Raw genomic sequence first — 18,117 nt, forward strand, 5'->3', positions numbered from 1 at the left:
ATCAAAAAGTTCATTCATCGATTATTTCTTCTTACGGGACAGGAACCTGGCTACGTTAGTTACTCCATTGAGCAATTTACTATCACCATTCATTGTCACCGCTACAACAAGTTCACCTTTTACGTTTGTCGGTGCTGCGGCGGCAGGGATTGCATCGCTGATCTTTTCCGCATTTGCCATGACAGCTGTTTTCTCGGGTACGGCAGTGACATTTTCTGCCAATATTTTCTCCTGTTGTGTTGCTTTTTCCTGTAGTTGTTGTACCACTTCACCGGAAGTAGACGCCGGTTGTGGTATTTTAGCCAGTGCCGTCAGTCTATTGTCCGGAATATGGTCAATACCTGTTTCTGCTTTCGACTCATTGTTCGTTGCATCAGATGCAGAACGTTGATTAATCCTGTTATCTGAACTGGCTTGTGCAATAGCATTGCTTTGAGCGGTATTCTTGCCGGCACTGTTCATTGTACGTGTAATGCTGGCAGCTTCCCTGTTTTCATCAGCAGTTGTTTTGGACGCCTCTGTGGCAGTACCTGCCGGTTTGCCGGCGTCTGCCAGGGATGGCGTATTGGCCTGTTGGCTTGCTGATGGTTCTACTGCGGATGAATTAACGCTGGTCCCAGGTTTGTTCACAGCTACCTGTGTTCCTTCATCATTGCCTGAACGCTGACCGGGGAGCAACCAAACTGTCAATCCGACCACTACTGCAGCGGCAGCGCTCCACCACCACAATGGGCGTACTCTCGTACGTTCCTTTCTATATAGCGAAGCTTTATTCTCAAATGTTACAGAAAGATCAGGAGTTAACCTGGCAGCCTGTAAAAGCAAAAGGTCTTTTTGTATATGCGGGTGCTGGCTGATGAGCGTTTCCAGTTCCCTTTTTTCAGATACACTCAGTTCATTATCAACATAATCCAGCAGGTAACGCTCGTAATTGGTAGCAGAAAGTACGCTGGTGTTCTTGTAGAGCATGTCTTTGGCGTCGAACGTCATACCGGCGTCAGGGCTGAGCTTTGTGGATTCCAATAAGGCCAGCTCTTTCCGGACATCCGGATGCTCCAGCATAAAGGCCTCCAAAGCCGCCATTTCCTCCCCGTTCAGCTCACCATCAATGGCGCTGAGCAGGAATTCTTCGTAGTTCGATATGTTAATATTTACTGCCAATTCAAAAACATATAATTAATATGCAATATTACTTGATTCCACTCACCTGTACTAGATCACATTTTCCATTTTCACCAGGTATTGCTTCAGGTGCAACCTCGCCCTGTGCAGATAAACCTTTACCTGTGAGGGATTTAGCTGCATAATATCTCCTATCTCTTCGTAGCTGTAACCTTCATAATCCTTTAATAGTATCAATGAACGCTGTACGTCAGTCAATTTATCCAGTGCTTTCTCCAAAACCTTCTTCGCATCATGTATACGCTGCTCGGATATTTTGGCCTCTTCTTTAAAATCATCCACCAAGGTAATACGCTTCACTTTACGGACATGATCTATCATATTGTGGTAGGCTACAGTAAACAGATATGACTTGCCTTTTTCAAAAGGCACATCGTTACAGTGCTTCCACAATATTTCAAACGCATTCTGTACAACATCTCTGGCGTCCTCAGTGTGGTCTAAATTTTTAACAATAAACCGGAAGAGATTGTCCGCGTACAGGTCCACGCATTGATTGTACTCCTTTTCCGTCATCCGGGTGTTGCGGGATTTTAGTGCTAATGTCCGACAATTACTTTATATCCGCCTCATCTCTTCCTCATTTCCAATACGCTATCTATCCATTCCTCATAGTTCTGCACTTACCACGTCCGGACGGAGAGTTCCCGCATGGCTCTGCCATCCTTCAATAGCGCGGAAATTCAAAGTTCGGTCCGGATCCCTACATCTCTCAAAAACCAAGAACAAGCTGGATCGATGTGCAGACATTACTATGACGCAGAGCAGTCCCCAAATGTTACACCCCCGTCAAACTTTTTCCTCCCTGTGACAAAACCCCGTATAGCTGCCGGAATCGTGATACATTTATTGCCATAACTTTGAACCAGGTCACAAAATCTGCTATTTATGAACCAAAAATTCGTTACCCGTATTCAACAGGAACTGGATGAGATACGCTCCGCCGGACTTTTTAAGAATGAAAGAGTGATCACTTCTGAACAAGGAGCCGAAATTCAGGTTGGTGGAAACACCGTTGTTAACTTCTGCGCTAATAACTACCTGGGTCTTTCCAGCCACCCTGATGTGATCAGGTCAGCAAAAGAAGCTATCGACACCCATGGATACGGAATGAGCAGCGTCCGCTTTATTTGCGGCACCCAGGACATTCACCGCGAACTGGAGCTGAAACTGGCCGAATTCCTTGGTACTGAAGATACTATCCTGTACGCAGCCGCCTTCGACGCTAACGGTGGTGTGTTCGAACCTCTTTTCAATGAGCAGGACGCTATCATTTCCGACGCCCTGAACCACGCTTCCATCATCGACGGTGTACGCCTCTGTAAAGCACAGCGTTACCGCTATGAACATAATAACATGGCTGACCTGGAGGCCAAACTGCAGGAATCTGCTCACCTCCGCAGCCGTATCATCGTAACTGATGGCTCTTTCAGTATGGACGGTACCATTGCCCAGCTGGACAAGATCTGTGACCTGGCCGACAAATATGACGCTATTGTCATGATCGATGAAAGCCATTCTTCCGGTTTCCTGGGTAAAACCGGCCGCGGTACCCATGAATACCGCAATGTGATGGGCCGTATCGACATCATTACAGGTACCCTCGGTAAAGCGCTCGGTGGTGCATCCGGTGGTTTCACCAGTGGTAAAAAAGAGATTATCGACATGCTGCGCCAGCGTAGCCGTCCTTACCTCTTCTCCAACTCCGTAGCCCCTAGTATTGTTGGCGCTTCCATTTCAGTGCTGAATATGTTAAGCGCTACCACTGCCCTTCGTGATAAACTGGAATACAATACCCGTTACTTCCGTACTAAAATGACAGAGGCCGGCTTCGATATTAAACCCGGCGACCACCCTATTGTACCGGTAATGCTGTACGACGCAGTACTGAGCCAGCAGTTTGCCGACAAATTGCTGAAGGAAGGCATCTATGTGATCGGCTTCTTCTTTCCTGTGGTGGCCAAAGGCCAGGCTCGTATCCGCGTTCAGCTCAGCGCAGCCCACGAACAGGCCCACCTGGATAAAGCTATTGCGGCGTTCACTAAGGTTGGTAAGGAATTGGGGGTAATTAAGTAATATATTATATATAATATATGCAAGGACCGGTTCCTAAACCGGTTTCCTAAAAATCAAAAACGAACTTCCAGGGGCTGGTCTTAGACCGGCCCTTCTCTTTTTCTAAAACCTGTTATTCTCAAATAAGCCACTACAGCGTAAAAGCATTGAAATTAACATGCTACTTCCTTTAGGACAGCCTCTTTTCTCGCTCCGTCCATATCGCTTCACCGTCACTTCCATATCATTTTAGGGGCATCTCTATATCGAAGGGATATACATGTGACGGTAAAGTGACGGCCAGATGACGGTTTCGCGATATGGAGATATAGAGATCTGGCCCAATTCAGGCCCTGTTTTAAATTACTATTTGCCTTAAATAGCTACTTTTGCACCACTAAAAAGATGTATAATGAAACAAACTGGCTGGATACTCCTGCTGGTAGCCATTTTGGCGAACGCCTGCGCTCCGAACAATGTCAAGATTGAGAAAAGTTGGGAAAAGTACTTTACCGAATACAAGGTTGAAGGATGTTTTATGCTGTTCAACAACAGTCAGGGCACCTTTAAGGTATACAACATAGACAGGGCCAAGGAACGTTTCCTTCCAGCCTCCACTTTTAAGATCTTTAACTCCCTCGTAGGACTGGAAACTGGTGTGCTGAAAGATACAGCGACCGTTATTCCCTGGGACGGTGTTGTACGTTCTGTTCCTGCCTGGAATCAATCCCTCAGTATGAATCAGGCTTTCCACCTGTCTGCTGTTCCTTACTACCAGGAAGTAGCACGCCGTATCAAGAAACCAGAGATGCAGCATTGGCTGGATACTGTCCAATATGGTAATAAGAAGATCAGCCGCATAGATACTTTCTGGCTGGATAATAGCCTGCAGATATCTCCTGATGAAGAACTAGGCTTTGTTAAGAAACTATATTTCGATCAGTTGCCTTTCCATAAACTAAGCATGCAATGGGTACGTGCCGTTATGCTCATGGAGAAAACCGATAAATATGAACTGAGCTACAAGACCGGTCTGGGTATCGTGGGTCCTAAAAAGATCGCCTGGATAACCGGCTGGATAGAAGAAAACGGACACCCGACCTTCTTTGTGCTGAATTTTGAAACAGAAGATCAATCAATGGATATTCCAACTGTACGCATGGCAATGCTGAAAAACCTGCTGAAAGATGCCGGTTATATGGAAGGTTTAAAATAATAAGCTAACTTATTCAAAGCCATAGTTGAACGGGTCAAATACCTGCTGAACTATGGCTTTTTTAGTGGGATCATAAATAGTTGCCAGCGTCAATCATCTTCCAGCGGCAGGAACAAGCCCTCTACTCACATATTTGCCAAAGTCAACAAACTAACACTCAACCCTTTACCACATTGGCTCTCACACGCTGACTACAATTAATGTTTCCATTTAATTGATATATCCAAGCCACTTCCCCTTCCCTCACCTCCCGGATATGATATTCCTGACGAGCCTCCTTTATAACTGCTTCTCTGCCACCTCTCCTGCCCGGATTGCGTTAAAAAACTCCTAAATCAACAACTACAAATGGTGTAAAACGTACTAAAAAAATTATATTTGATCCCTGTGCCCGGTTCCCCTTTTTACCGGGTAGACGAAATCTTTATTGGATGATGTTACGTTTTCAGCATAGTGAATATTTATGGGCACTGGTGTTATTACTAGTGTTGCAACTGGCTTTCCTCAGTATATCCTGGTGGAAACGGCGTTCCGTTCGCAAGCTCGGTGACCCTGTACTTGTAGAAAAACTATTTACCGGCTATTCCCGCAGGCGTTTTACTTTCCGCTTCCTGCTGGTCTTCCTGGCCTTTCTTTTCGGAGTGATCGGCCTGGCCAATATCCAGAAAGGCAGCCGCATGGAAAAGATCACCCGTAAAGGAGTGGACGTTGTGATAGCGCTCGATGTCAGTAAGAGTATGCTGGCCGGCGACGTGAAACCGGACCGCCTCACAAGAGCCAAACAACTGATCTCCAAACTTGCCGACAAACTGGATAATGATCGCGTAGGACTGGTAGTATTTGCCGGTAATGCTTATCTCCAGATGCCGCTAACTATAGATTATTCAGCCGCCAAAATGTACCTGACCACTGTAGGACCAGAAATGATCCCTACCCAGGGTACTGCCATCGGACAGGCTATCCAGGTCAGCAATGATGCTTTCAACAAAAAAGAAAGGAAACATAAAGCCCTTATTATCATCTCAGATGGTGAAGACCACGACGAAGCCGCTATCTCAAAGGCCAATATGGCGTTCGATAATGGTGTTGTGATCAATACTATCGGTATAGGCTCTCCAACAGGATCTCCGCTGCCGGACCCTGAAACAGGTACCAATAAGAAAGATAAAGAAGGGAACACCGTAATCTCTAAACTGAACGAAGATGAGCTCAAATCCATCGCCGCTGCCGGACATGGTATTTATGAGCATCTTGATAATAACACGGAAGAAGTAGTAAATTCCCTCGTACAGAAGATCGATGGCATGGAGCAGAAAGAGTTTGGAGAAAATATCTTCACTGACTATAACAGCTATTTCCAGTATTTCCTGGCTATCAGCCTGTTATTACTGATCGTTGAGTTCTTTATTCCTGAAATCAGGCGCCGTGCACGTACTAATGTTGTCGTTGCCGCTACAGAAAAACCATGACGAAACTACAATTCACATATAAGACATTGCTGGCAGGTCTTTTAATCTGCCTGTGCCAGAGCACATATGCCCAGACGGGAAACAAATTCATCCGTAAGGGCAACGAGCTCTATAAGAACAAAAAATACACTGATGCGGAAGCTAACTACAAGAAAGCGCTGGAGGTAAACCAGCAGTCTGTGGAAGGCCGATATAACCTGGGTAACTCATTGTACGAACAGAAACGTTATGATGATGCCCGCGCACAGTACGCCAACAGCTTTAAAATGGCGCCTACCCGCGAAGGAAAGGCGGATGCCAGCTATAATATAGGGAATACCTATATGGAAGGGAAGAAATGGGAGGAAAGCATCAAGGCATATAAAGAAGCGCTGAAACAGAACCCTACCGATGAACAGGCCCGTTATAACCTGGCATATGCACAGGCCATGCTGAAAAAGCAGCAAGGCGGCGGTGGCGACAATAAAGACAAAAAAGACAAGAACCAACAGAACAAGGACCAGCAAAACAAAGATCAACAGAACAAAGACCAGCAGAATAAAAATAAGCAGGACGAAAACAAGAATAAGAACGACGAGAACAAAGACAAGGACAAGAATAAAAATAAAGAACAGCAGGACGAGAAACCTGAACCACAGCAAAGTAAACTGAACAAGCAGGAAGCAGAGCGTTTGCTCCAGGCATTGGGCCAGGAAGAAAACAAACTGCAGGATAAGATGAAGAAGGCTAAAGGACAGGCTGTTCCTGTTGATAAAGACTGGTGATCTTAGAAGGCCAATTCTATTCATTACCTTTGTTCCATATTTGGATTTCTTTTTATGCAGCTATATTGTAATTCACTGACGGAATATAAGCGACTGGCCACTTTGGAAGTAAAGGTTGGAGACCTGCTCATAGGTAATAATCATCCGGTCCGTATCCAGACCATGACCACTACGGACACCATGGATACGAAAGCCACGGTGGAACAGACCATCCGTTGTATAGAAGCCGGCGCCGAGCTGGTAAGGATCACCGCACCCAGCAAAAAGGAAGCTGAAAACCTGTTGCCTATCCGTAATGAACTGCGTAAAAGAGGATATAACACTCCGCTCGTAGCTGATATACACTTTACACCGAACGCTGCTGAAATAGCCGCCCGTATTGTGGAAAAAGTGCGTATCAATCCCGGCAACTACGTAGACAAAAAGAAGTTTGAAACACTCACATATACAGACAGCGAATACCAGGAAGAAATAGACCGCATCCGTAAACAGTTCACGCCACTGGTAAAAATATGCCGGGAGCACGGTACTGCTATGCGTATCGGTACGAACCATGGTTCCCTGAGCGATCGTATCATGAGCCGCTATGGCGATACGCCAATGGGAATGGTGGAAAGTGCTATGGAATTCCTCCGTATTGCGGAAGACCTGAACTTCAGGAACATCGTGCTTAGTATGAAATCCAGCAATCCGCAGGTAATGGTACAGGCTTATCGCCTGCTGATCCATACCATGCAGGACCAATTGGGCCACTGTTATCCGCTGCACCTGGGCGTAACTGAAGCTGGAGATGGAGAAGACGGCCGTATCAAATCTGCCGTTGGTATCGGTACCCTGCTGGAAGATGGTATTGGCGATACTATCCGCGTCTCTCTTACCGAAGACCCGGAATTTGAATTGCCTGTATGCCGTGACCTGGTAAAACGCTATACTACCCGTCAGGACCATGAGCCTATTCCTGCCGTGGAACAGCTGCATTATTCTCCCTTTGAATACAAACGCCGTGAAAGTATTGCGGTAAATAATATCGGTGGTAAACAAGTACCTGTTGTTGTTGCTGACTTCAGCAGGGAAACTGGCATTATGCCCTTTCGGCTCGAAACAGCCGGCTATCATTATGACGCCGACACTGACAAATGGAATATTGCTGATGCCGCAGCAGATTATCTTTTCACCCGTGAACTGTTGTCCTTTGCCCTACCAGGCACATTGAAAGTGATCGTACCGCATGATGTCTGGAATACGGCCGAAGATAAGGAGAAATATATGCCGCTTTTTTCTGCAGAAGAATACCTGCAATCTAAAGAGCGCTCTTCTATTATCAATTTCATCGACCATAATACAGGAGTAGCTATACCTGAAGCATTGCTGCTGCAGATGGCGAACGATCATACTATTGTACTCTGTCTCCATTCTTCTAATGAGCATGCAATGCCGGAGGTAAGACGAACAATGATCACATTGCTGGAGCGTCAGATACAGCAACCCGTTATACTGAAATGCTTTGCGCAGGATAATACCGGAGATGAACACCTGATACATTACGCGACCGAGACCGGCGCCCTTCTGCTGGATGGTTTTGGCGACGGTACGTGGCTGATCAGTGAATCAGTGGGAGCGTATGCTCCTGGTCATGCACTGCTCAATAATATCGCGTTTGGCATTTTACAGGCTACCAGAACGCGTATTTCCAAAACAGAATACATCTCCTGCCCATCCTGTGGCCGTACCTTATTTGACCTCCAGGAAACCACTGCGAAGATCAGGGCAGTGACCAATCATCTGAAAGGTGTTAAGATCGCTATTATGGGCTGTATAGTAAATGGTCCCGGTGAAATGGCGGATGCCGATTTCGGGTATGTAGGCAGCGGCGTTGGTAAGATCACCCTTTACAGGGGAAAGGAAGTTGTAAAACGGGGCCTGAACAGTGAGGTAGCAGTCGATGAGCTGATCTCCCTCATTAAGGAAAACGGCATGTGGGTAGAAACAACAAATTAAACCAGGTAAGCTTAAATAGAAAAAGCCTCGCAGTTGCGAGGCTTTTTAATTGAGGTTAACAGGATGATTCCTAAATCAATAAAGGGGGTCACTATATGTTCGTCAGACAATCGAATTGTACGCTTCATCAACATTCACACTCCTTAACCACTTATAATAAGTTAAGGGGTTATCAAACATTTGGGGGTTAACTATACTTTGTCAGGTGATACAAAGGTACGTCCAGTCAAGGCCCTTTGTCAAGCGTATCAATACGCAATCTGTTGCGGGAACTACGTTTCAAGAAATTGCAAATCACTACGTTAAAACATCCGAATAAATAATATAAGTCACCACATCTATCTATTAAAAAAATCACTAATTTTTCGGAATAATTCACAACAATGAAGATGAAAAAGATTTTAACCGCCGTGGTAGCGCTGTTAATGGGCGCCACTGTTGCTATGGCCCAGACGCCTGCAACACAGAGTAAAACGAAAGCAGAACACAGATCAGAAAAACCAGGTCAGAAAGCACAACGTCCAGCGCTGGACAGTACCGGCAAGCCAATGAAGAAAGACGGTTCGCCTGACAAGCGCTTCAAAGAAAACAAAGAAGGCAAAGAGGCTAAAGTACAGGGACCATTAAAGCAGGATGGTACGCCCGACAAGCGTTTTAAAGAGAACAAGCAGGCAAAGACAGAAGGCCCTAAAAAGCAGGACGGAACGCCTGACAAACGCTTCAAAGAGAATAAGGAGAAAAAAGCTGAACCAAAGAAAGCTTGATCCACAACCCAAACTTTTCATAAGCGGTTAGCCTGCCCCGGTAGGATAACCGCTTTTTTTCTTCGTACATTTAACCAATGTTGGACTTCAGGTTAAAAGTATTTTACACGGTGGCAAGACGCCTCAGCTTTACAAAAGCTGCAGAGGAACTGTTCATATCCCAACCCGCCGTAACCAAACATATTCATGAACTGGAACAGCAACTGGGAATGGCGCTGTTTGAACGTATCGGCAATAAGATCAAGATCACCCGTGCCGGTCAGGTGATGCTCAAACATGCGGATGATATCTTTACCAGCTACCGCAACCTGGAGTATGAGATCAATCAGCTGAAACATGAACAGGGAGGTTTGCTCTCTCTCGGAGCGAGTACGACTATCGCACAGTATTTCATTCCCCCGCTGCTTGCCCAGTTTAATCAGCGTTATCCTGAAATAACCGCTTCACTCATATCCGGCAATACCGAACAGGTAGAACAAGCACTCTTTGATAAAACTATTCAGTTAGGACTGATCGAAGGCAGGTCAAAAAACCCGGTGCTTAAATATGTGGAGTTTGCGAAAGACGAGATAGCCCTCATCGGTAATGTGAAATACAACTATGGAGATGGAGACCCCGATACCCCACTGACTGCTGCTGAACTGAAATCCATTCCGCTCCTGATGCGCGAACAGGGTTCCGGAACGTTGGAAGTGATCACAGATGAACTCAAAAGGCTCAAACTGAAGCTTACCGATCTTCAGATAGCGATGTACATGGGCAGTTCGGAAAGTATTAAATCATACCTGCATCATGCACCCTGTGCAGCGTTTATTTCTTTACAAGCCGTAAAACGTGAGCTGGAAGCAGGCGAATTCAAGATACTGCCTGTGAAGAACTTCAAACTGGTCAGAAAGTTTCACTTCATTTACTTACAGGGACAACAGGATAAACTGGCGCAATTATTCATGCGTTTCGCCAGACAACATGCCAATCAATCCGGAGATACAGAAAACAAAAACGCTTAACACTTCACACAGTTATCAGCCATGTAAATGTTAAGCGTTGTTATATTAACGTATAGCCTTGTTGCTTATTAAGTACGCTGCAGGGTATATACGATGTAACCGGTTTTGCCTTCAAAGTTCACAGCGGCTCTCCATACCATTGTTGAATTGCTCAATGAACTGATCTCAACACGGTAGCCATCTATAACATTCTTTGCCTTTACACCACCACCTACTTTTTTGAACTGGAACTGATCAACTCCGCCCTGTTTGTATATAGACCAAACGATGGCCTGTGTAGCAGTGCTGCAACCATCTTCAGTAGAAGATAAAGTATACGAACCATTGTTGTTTGAAGGAAGGATCCACTGACTACCTTTGAAACAGTTGAAAGATGCCTCATCAAAAACTGTCACCTTAGAACCCCTGGGAATTCCGTCAAAAGTAATGTCTGTAATAACCCAGTTTCCTTTCACGGAACCTTTGCTGGCACTTTGTTCTGCATCGGTTGCTCCTTTTTGGGATTTACAGGATATAGCAAATACAGCTGCTACCAGGCATAATACTGCAAGTGTAAGGTGTTTCATGTTCAAATAATTTGATGTTTAAGTTGTCTGAATGCAATGCATTACGGACGCAAGGTGTGAAAAAACAAGAAACGTACCAAATCCCTCATCGCTTCGTGGGAGATGGCATTTCTGTATGAGCAGGGTATAGGCGCATTAAACGTTCCTCCATATTGCGGAACTGCTGGTAAAAGTAAACAGTACTGGCTATCAGTCCCATTATGAGCAACATCATGGCAATTACGGTACAACGCCACCAGATGCTAACGGTGATAGTATTATTACGAGGTTGTAATATATAAGTAGGCGACTCCGTCTGTTGCCGCCCGGCTCTTGAATAATAACCGCCCCGGCCGTGAGGGGCCAGCCGTTCAGATATCTTGTTCCATACCTTTGCAGGAGGTGTAACACCGTCTTCTTCCATTACCTTTTGTAACCTGTACTCGGTAGCGGCTATTTCGGTATTCAACTCAGGATAAAGACTACGCATATGCTCAAATAACTCCGACTCTTCAGCCGAGGCTAATCCAAGCAAATAGCTTTCAATAATGCCACTTTCTATGTAGTCGTTAAGATCCAAAGTGAAATATATCTAATTTAATTACGGCAATATTTTTCAGGTCAACGTACCTCTCTCTACATTTTAACCGTCAAATGTCAAATTAAGCTAATTCATTTCCAAATAAAAATCATATGGTAGACAAGCATTCTTCACACTAAATTGATAATGAGAAGATTAATTTGAACCGCATAGGTATAGTCACCTACGTTACCACAAATATCCGATTATTCTGGCGATACTGTCTGTTGAGTATGCAGTTGTTGTTCCATTTTTCTTTCCCGGGACTGCTGATACTTTAGAAAGTAGTAGATGGCAAAGAAAAGGCAGATCTTAGAGAGGATAAAAGTAATGATAAAGAACAAACGCCACCACTTGTGCACGGTGATGTGTTGTCCGTCTTTGGAGTGGATATTGATAAAAGTATAACGGCCTTTATCGTTTCCTATGGGTGGTACTTCGTCCCGCCAGTTAATGTGTTGGAATATACGCTGTTTAAGATAAGGAGATGGCGATACTGCTTCTGCAAGTGCAGTCTTTTCAATTCTTCGTTCCACGGCCATGATCTCGGCATTCAGAGAAGGATATAATCGCCGCATTTGCTGCAATTCTTCCATTTCACTGGTAGTCGCGATCCCAAGCACGTAGCTTTCTATGATCCCACTTTGTATGTAGTGATTAAGTTCCAATTATTCCCCTAAAAATTTTCTGAATGCAACCATGATGTCTTTCAATTTTACCATTACTTCATCAGGTTGTGTCCCCAGCATGCGGGCTACGGCTTCCTTTGGGAGTCCCTTATAATAACATAAATGGAATATTGTCTTGCTTTCTGCCGGTAGCCTGTTTGCGAACCGTTGTAGCAAGCTGCTGTCATGTTTTACAACATCATCGCTGCTATCCTCGTTCACCTCCATTACGGCAGCTTCTTTTAGCGCCTGCTCCCGGGCTATTCTCATCAGCCAGCCAAATAAGGTTGTATTTCCGGTTTCGCGGTAGGTTACAACATTCTTAAATACCTGGATGAATGTCCTGGTCAGGACATCTTCCGCTTTCGCCGTGTCACCGACTACCTGCAGAATGATACTGAATAAAGCTGGGCCATAATAGTCGTAAACCAGTTCCTGGGCACCGGGATCTCCTGCTATGAGGCGTTCAGTTATGATGTACTCGTCGATATGTACAGCCGTCTGCTGCAAATGTTATAGGTTTAAGAGAAAACTAAGATAAACTATTAATTAGTAACCATCAATTTCTTGTTATAACATCTTCTTTTCTCTTATGCCTTTCTCAATAAATGCTCAACTGCATTTTTGCGGAATGCAAAGATGTCCCGCAGCTGCCGCTGCACGAACAGTGCATGGGCTATTCTGCCTAATAATCCTAACGGCAGGGAATAATGGACAATGTCAGTCATCTTTACACCCTCCGGCACCACTTCAAAATGATGCTGGTGATGCCATAATCCGTACGGTCCCTTCCGTTGTTCATCTACAAAATATTTTCCTTCCACCACATGTGTGATCTCTGTCATCCAGTTCAGGGGAATGCCTAATACCGGATGGATCACATAAGTAATGACCTGTCCCGCATATACGGGCTTGCCTGTTTCGGGAGAAGTAACGTCGAATCGCATATACGATGGCGTGATCTTTTCCAGGTTCTCAGCCCGTGAAAAGAATGTCCAGGCATTGTCCAGGCTCGTGTTTAAAACCTGCTCATACTGCAAACGATAGATTTTTCCCATAACTTCATATATGTTTTGTGTGGCCCGATGCCATCTTCAAATATAGTCATGTCAAGAGATCAGTACCAAAGTCATTTCAGGGAAGTGTATGCCCGCCTGAACGGGCAGCAGCGAAAGGCCGTCGATCAGACGGAAGGCCCCGTCATGGTCATTGCCGGCCCGGGTACAGGTAAAACCCAGATCCTGGCTTCCCGTATTGGCAAAATACTGCTCGACACAGACTATCTGCCACAGAATATCCTCTGTCTTACCTATACGGACGCAGGGACAGTGGCCATGCGCAAAAGGCTGACGGACTTTATCGGCCCGGATGCCTACCGCGTTAATATTCACACCTTCCATTCCTTCTGTAACGAAGTGATCCAGGACAACCTGGGCCTGTTCGATAAACATAATCTCGATCCTGTTTCTGAACTGGAGAAGATCCAGCTGCTGAAAAAGCTGATCGACGGTTTTACCAAAGATAATCCCCTGAAGCGTTACCGGGGAGATGTGTACTTTGATATGAAACACCTGGCCCATCTCTTCTCTACCATTAAAAAGGAAGGCTGGTCCGTCGAATATATCAATGCCGCAATTTCCGGTTATATTGAAAGCCTGCCTTCCAGGGAGGCTTTCATTGCAAAAAAAGCGACCCGGCAATTTGCCAAAGGCGATGTACGTACCGATAAGATAGCCCTGGAAAAGGAAAAAATGGTGCGGCTGCAGGCTGCGGTGGAACAGTTCCCTGTATACACAGCACTCATGCATGCCGCTGGCCGGTATGATTTTGAAGATATGATCAACTGGGTCATTCAGGCTTTTGAAACACATCCTGACCTGCTGGCCGACTATAGGGAACGTTATCAATATATCCTGGTAGATGAATTCCAGGATACCAGCGGTACCCAGAACAAACTGGTGCAACTGCTGATCGGTGAACAGGATAGCCCTAACATTTTTGTTGTTGGCGATGATGATCAATCCATCTACCGCTTCCAGGGCGCCAGTATTGAAAATATGGCGGGGTTCGCAGAAACCTTTTCCGATACTCTGCAAACCATCGTCCTGACCAGCAATTACCGCTCTACACAGCCCATCCTGGACGTATCCATGTCGCTGATAGAAAATAATGGCGATGCCAGACTGGTGAACCAGCTACCTGGACTGAGCAAAAAACTGGTTGCCGCCGCTACGCACTTACTGCCACTGGATATTCCTCCTCTTATCCGGCGATACAATACCCAGCAGGACGAGATGATAGATATTACCCGGCAGATTTCAAGGTTGCTGGATAGTGGTGTTCTTCCGGGAAGGATCGCTGTTATCTACAGGGAAAACAAATATGGCGAAGAACTGGCCAGCTATTGCCGCTTTCAGCATATTCCCTTCTATTCCAAACGGAGCATTAATTTGTTTGAGATCCCGTTTGCCCGTAAAGTGCTGACCATTCTCCGGTACATTGCCTGTGAGATAGATACGCCTTATAGCGGAGATGATCTCCTATTCTCTATCCTGCACTACGATTTTTATGACATTCCCGCTATAGAGGTGGCTAAGATCAGTATCAGGGCGGCAGAAAAGGGATACAGGGAAAAGTCTTCCATACGCCAATACCTGCAGGAGTGGCAGCATACCCGTAACCTGACACTCTTTACAGCTGCTCCTGAGCAGGCTTTGATAGACTTTACCCGCACACTGGAAAAACTGATAAAGGATGCTCATAACCTTACCCTGCAACAGTTATTTGCTGCCATTATCAATGAATGCGGCGTGCTCTCATATGTAATGCAATCGCCTGAAAAGCCCTGGCTGATGAAGGTGCTGCAATCGCTGTTCGATTTCATCAAGGGAGAAACACACCGGAACCCGGACCTTACGTTGGTGCCTTTTATGAGCATGACAGACCTGATGGCCCACAACGGCATTACTATTCCTATTGTACAGGTGTCGGGGCACGAAAAAGGCATCAACCTGCTCACAGCACACGGCGCCAAAGGACTTGAATTCGAGTATGTATTCATTGCTGGCGCCAACTCTCATCTTTGGGAAACTAAAAAGAAGACTGCCAGTGGTTTTACCTTTCCGGATACCCTGTTCACCACCGCTGTTACCAGCACCGATGAACAGGAGCTCCGCAGGCTTTTCTATGTGGCGCTGACCCGTGCAGAAAAACATCTGTACATCAGTTATCCTGAGTTCAGAACAGATGGTAAGCCGCTGGAACCCAGCCTGTTCGTAACTGAAATACAGGAACGGCATGCACTGCCTGTTGAGAAGGTCATTATTCCGGAGGATGTGCTGTTCACATTTGAGGCCCTTCAATATACACAAGGCGTAGCTCCAGAAATAGCCAGGACCGACATGCAGTTCATTGACAGCCTGCTGGCAAGTTTCGTCATGAACGTAACGGCGCTCAATAATTACCTCAACTGCCCCCTGGGCTTTTATTATAAAAACCTCGTCCGAGTACCTTCCGGCCGCTCGGAAAACACAGAGTTTGGTTCTGCCGTCCACTATGCACTGGAAAAGCTGTTCCAGAAAATGCAGGAGAACAAGCAATATGAATTCCCTCCTAAAGAAGAATTCATCCGCGACTTTACCTGGAGCATGTTACGCAACCGGGAAAGCTTTACCAGAGAGTCTTTTGAAAGAAGGCTGGAATATGGCAAAGATATACTGGACAGCTATTACAACATTTATTCATCAAAATGGAATAAGGTTGTCAGCGTGGAACGGAATATCCGGAGCGTAGTAGTTAGCGGAGTACCGCTGAAAGGCAAGATCGACAAACTGGAATTTGAGGGCAACCTGGTGAATGTGGTGGATTACAAGACCGGCGACTATGAAAAGGCTATCAGCGAACACCACAAATTTGCACGTCCCACTCCCGAACATCCTGACGGCGGGGATTACTGGCGACAAGCTGTTTTCTATAAAGTGCTGCTGGACAACTACCACCAGAAGAACTGGAAAGTAATAAGTACTGAGTTTGACTTCATTGAGCCTAATAAACAGAAGCTATATCATAAGGCGAAAGTGGCCATTACCCCTGAAGATGTTAGCCTCGTTACCCAGCAGATCGTCTCCACCTGGACAAAGATCCAGAACAGGGAATTCTATACCGGTTGCGGTAAAAAAGATTGTGTGTGGTGCAACTTTGTGAAGGACAATAAGCTCTACGTAGCATTACATGAACCGGAAGCAGAAAATGAGACGGTGCTCCCAGCCCGTTTGGAAGACTGAATAGGGCCAGTGGCAGACTGATTTGGATTTTTCTGTTTGGAATTTGATCTTTGGAGCCGGTTTTTGGTATAATACTTATAGATAATGAATCATAACTTCCGTGGCTGGGCCTACTGGCTGATAGTGATAAGTGTGTCCATCTTTCTGCTCCCGGGCTGCGCCAATATTGTTCCACCCAGCGGCGGACCTAAAGATACGCTAGCCCCCAGGCTGGTAGGGATAACACCTCCCGACTCAACCCTGCAGTTCAAAGCAAAGAAAGTCTCTTTTACATTCAATGAATATGTACAGCTGGACAACATCTTCGAGAAACTGATCGTATCCCCTACCCTGAAACGGGTACCAACGGTAACATCCAAGCTGAAAACCGTAACAATGGTCATCAAGGATACGCTGGCTGAAAATACCACTTATACTTTTAACTTCTCTGACGCCATCCGGGATAACAATGAAAGCAATCCTATAGAGGACTTTCAGTATGTGGTATCAACCGGCGATTACCTGGATTCTCTCCAGGTAAGGGGATATACTATAAATGCAGAAACCGGGAAACCTGACAGTAACGTGTCTGTGATGATATACCGTAATACGATAGACTCTGTCGTATCTAAGGAGAAACCGGTTTACTTTGCACGTTCAAAAGGTAATGGGGCATTCTGGTTCAGGAATATGGCTCCCGGCGACTATAAACTGTTTGCACTGAAAGAGGAAGACCGGGACCTGCAATACAACCAGCCCAATGAGCTGATCGCTTTTAATGACAGTCTGATCCATCTGAGGGAACAAAACCTGAAAGACATTACAATGCTGATGTTCATTGAACAGGACAGCACTATCAAAAAACCGGAAGAAGCGGCGCAGGAAGAGCAACAACAGGTAGAACAGGAAAGCGAGAAAAAAGAAAAAGACAAGGAGAAAGAAAAGAAGAAGAAACGTACGCTGAATATCGGCGCAGAACTGAATGATAATAAACAGGAGCTGGGTCAACCTTTACGGATCACTTTTAGCGCTCCGGTGAAAACACTGGACAGTACAGCGTTCAAACTGACACAGGATACGCTGTTCACACCAGTACCATTCACTACATCCTTTGATCCGCTGGATACCACCCGTACTAAATTACTGGTGCATTATGATTGGAAAGAAGGTAAGCCTTACAGGCTGATCATCCCAAAAGAATCTGTAGCTGATACTGCGGGCATCCAGCCAGCCAAGTCCGATACGATCAGCTTCGCAGCTAAAAAGGAATCTGATTACGGCAAGGCCATGCTGACCTTTACTCTCAGTGACAGTGCGAAGTCAATGATCAGTGATACCATGCACTACGTAGCCCAACTCATCAGGGATAAGAAGATCCAATATTCAGGGAAAATAGAACGGAACACCTGGGTCCAAAAACGTATCACTCCGGGAGAATATGAAGTACAGGTACTGCTGGATGAGAATAATAACGGGAAATGGGACCGTGGCGTCTATTACAGCACACCAAAGAAGCAGCCGGAAAGAGTGGTCAGCTTCCCTAAAAAAGAGAATATCAAAGCCAACTGGGGGGTGAAGATCCAGGTCACATTATAATTCCTAATTTT

General features: G+C 45.6%; 16 protein-coding genes. 9 read left to right on the top strand and 7 right to left on the bottom strand.

Translation table 11 applies throughout. From position 1 onward, the window contains the following. Nucleotides 1-21: 21 nt before the first annotated feature. Nucleotides 22-1,161 carry a hypothetical protein gene (locus tag C7475_RS10280; protein ID WP_110053271.1) on the bottom strand — a complete coding sequence of 380 codons (1,140 nt, stop codon included), beginning with the start codon at nt 1,159-1,161 and terminating at the stop codon, nt 22-24. 51 nt (nt 1,162-1,212) lie between these two features. Continuing rightward, nucleotides 1,213-1,698 carry an RNA polymerase sigma factor gene (locus C7475_RS10285; protein ID WP_110053272.1) on the bottom strand — a complete coding sequence of 162 codons (486 nt, stop codon included), beginning with the start codon at nt 1,696-1,698 and terminating at the stop codon, nt 1,213-1,215. A gap of 372 nt (nt 1,699-2,070) precedes the next feature. Between C7475_RS10285 and kbl the strand changes: the two genes are divergently transcribed. From kbl to C7475_RS10320, 7 genes are all read left to right on the top strand, one after another. After that, nucleotides 2,071-3,258, top strand: a complete 1,188-nt coding sequence (gene kbl / locus C7475_RS10290) for a glycine C-acetyltransferase (protein WP_110053273.1) — start codon at nt 2,071-2,073, stop codon at nt 3,256-3,258. Between the two features lie 391 nt (nt 3,259-3,649). Further along, nucleotides 3,650-4,453 (top strand): class D beta-lactamase, encoded by an 804-nt coding sequence (gene blaOXA, locus C7475_RS10295; RefSeq protein ID WP_110053274.1) that lies wholly within the window; start codon nt 3,650-3,652, stop codon nt 4,451-4,453. A 431-nt stretch (nt 4,454-4,884) separates the two neighbouring features. Next, the gene (locus tag C7475_RS10300) at nt 4,885-5,922 is read left to right on the top strand and encodes a VWA domain-containing protein (RefSeq protein WP_110053275.1); all 1,038 of its coding nucleotides are present in this window, start codon (nt 4,885-4,887) and stop codon (nt 5,920-5,922) included. After that, the gene (locus C7475_RS10305) at nt 5,919-6,686 is read left to right on the top strand and encodes a tetratricopeptide repeat protein (protein ID WP_110053276.1); all 768 of its coding nucleotides are present in this window, start codon (nt 5,919-5,921) and stop codon (nt 6,684-6,686) included. Before C7475_RS10300 ends, C7475_RS10305 begins: the two co-directional genes overlap by 4 nt. A gap of 54 nt (nt 6,687-6,740) precedes the next feature. After that, on the top strand, nt 6,741-8,684 hold the full coding sequence (gene ispG / locus C7475_RS10310; protein WP_110053277.1) for a (E)-4-hydroxy-3-methylbut-2-enyl-diphosphate synthase: 1,944 nt from the start codon (nt 6,741-6,743) through the stop codon (nt 8,682-8,684). A 389-nt stretch (nt 8,685-9,073) separates the two neighbouring features. Next, nucleotides 9,074-9,448 carry a hypothetical protein gene (locus C7475_RS10315; protein WP_199236203.1) on the top strand — a complete coding sequence of 125 codons (375 nt, stop codon included), beginning with the start codon at nt 9,074-9,076 and terminating at the stop codon, nt 9,446-9,448. 77 nt (nt 9,449-9,525) lie between these two features. Further along, the gene (locus C7475_RS10320; RefSeq protein ID WP_110053278.1) at nt 9,526-10,455 is read left to right on the top strand and encodes a LysR substrate-binding domain-containing protein; all 930 of its coding nucleotides are present in this window, start codon (nt 9,526-9,528) and stop codon (nt 10,453-10,455) included. A gap of 68 nt (nt 10,456-10,523) precedes the next feature. Here C7475_RS10320 and C7475_RS10325 read toward each other — a convergent pair whose 3' ends face one another. The 5 genes from C7475_RS10325 to C7475_RS10345 form a co-directional block, all read right to left on the bottom strand. Then, nucleotides 10,524-11,021, bottom strand: a complete 498-nt coding sequence (locus C7475_RS10325; RefSeq protein WP_110053279.1) for a lipocalin family protein — start codon at nt 11,019-11,021, stop codon at nt 10,524-10,526. Nucleotides 11,022-11,106: 85 nt separating this feature from the next. Continuing rightward, entirely contained in the window at nt 11,107-11,580 is a 474-nt protein-coding gene (locus tag C7475_RS10330) for a hypothetical protein (RefSeq protein WP_110053280.1), read from the bottom strand. Between the two features lie 206 nt (nt 11,581-11,786). Further along, nucleotides 11,787-12,248: a hypothetical protein gene (locus C7475_RS10335; RefSeq protein WP_110053281.1), complete on the bottom strand. Its 462-nt coding sequence runs from the start codon at nt 12,246-12,248 to the stop codon at nt 11,787-11,789. Beyond that, nucleotides 12,249-12,758, bottom strand: coding sequence for an RNA polymerase sigma factor (locus C7475_RS10340; protein WP_110053282.1), 510 nt, complete (start codon nt 12,756-12,758; stop codon nt 12,249-12,251). It abuts the gene before it with no gap. Between the two features lie 80 nt (nt 12,759-12,838). Beyond that, nucleotides 12,839-13,306: an SRPBCC family protein gene (locus C7475_RS10345; RefSeq protein ID WP_110053283.1), complete on the bottom strand. Its 468-nt coding sequence runs from the start codon at nt 13,304-13,306 to the stop codon at nt 12,839-12,841. Nucleotides 13,307-13,354: 48 nt separating this feature from the next. On the opposite strand from C7475_RS10345, the gene C7475_RS10350 reads away from it, so the two are divergent. Both C7475_RS10350 and C7475_RS10355 read left to right on the top strand, forming a co-directional pair. Next, the gene (locus C7475_RS10350; protein WP_110053284.1) at nt 13,355-16,531 is read left to right on the top strand and encodes an ATP-dependent DNA helicase; all 3,177 of its coding nucleotides are present in this window, start codon (nt 13,355-13,357) and stop codon (nt 16,529-16,531) included. Nucleotides 16,532-16,615: 84 nt separating this feature from the next. Beyond that, nucleotides 16,616-18,106, top strand: a complete 1,491-nt coding sequence (locus C7475_RS10355; protein ID WP_110053285.1) for an Ig-like domain-containing protein — start codon at nt 16,616-16,618, stop codon at nt 18,104-18,106. The last annotated feature ends 11 nt before the right edge of the window (nt 18,107-18,117 follow it).

This window comes from Chitinophaga sp. S165 (assembly GCF_003182155.1).
GTDB lineage: Bacteria > Bacteroidota > Bacteroidia > Chitinophagales > Chitinophagaceae > Chitinophaga.

Coding starts and splice junctions, on each gene's coding strand:
- C7475_RS10285 (WP_110053272.1), bottom strand. CDS start 1,698: ATGACGGAAAAGGAGTACAATCAATGCGTGGACCTGTACGCGGACAAT.
- kbl (WP_110053273.1), top strand. CDS start 2,071: ATGAACCAAAAATTCGTTACCCGTATTCAACAGGAACTGGATGAGATA.
- blaOXA (WP_110053274.1), top strand. CDS start 3,650: ATGAAACAAACTGGCTGGATACTCCTGCTGGTAGCCATTTTGGCGAAC.
- C7475_RS10300 (WP_110053275.1), top strand. CDS start 4,885: ATGATGTTACGTTTTCAGCATAGTGAATATTTATGGGCACTGGTGTTA.
- C7475_RS10305 (WP_110053276.1), top strand. CDS start 5,919: ATGACGAAACTACAATTCACATATAAGACATTGCTGGCAGGTCTTTTA.
- ispG (WP_110053277.1), top strand. CDS start 6,741: ATGCAGCTATATTGTAATTCACTGACGGAATATAAGCGACTGGCCACT.
- C7475_RS10315 (WP_199236203.1), top strand. CDS start 9,074: ATGAAAAAGATTTTAACCGCCGTGGTAGCGCTGTTAATGGGCGCCACT.
- C7475_RS10320 (WP_110053278.1), top strand. CDS start 9,526: ATGTTGGACTTCAGGTTAAAAGTATTTTACACGGTGGCAAGACGCCTC.
- C7475_RS10325 (WP_110053279.1), bottom strand. CDS start 11,021: ATGAAACACCTTACACTTGCAGTATTATGCCTGGTAGCAGCTGTATTT.
- C7475_RS10345 (WP_110053283.1), bottom strand. CDS start 13,306: ATGGGAAAAATCTATCGTTTGCAGTATGAGCAGGTTTTAAACACGAGC.
- C7475_RS10350 (WP_110053284.1), top strand. CDS start 13,355: ATGTCAAGAGATCAGTACCAAAGTCATTTCAGGGAAGTGTATGCCCGC.
- C7475_RS10355 (WP_110053285.1), top strand. CDS start 16,616: ATGAATCATAACTTCCGTGGCTGGGCCTACTGGCTGATAGTGATAAGT.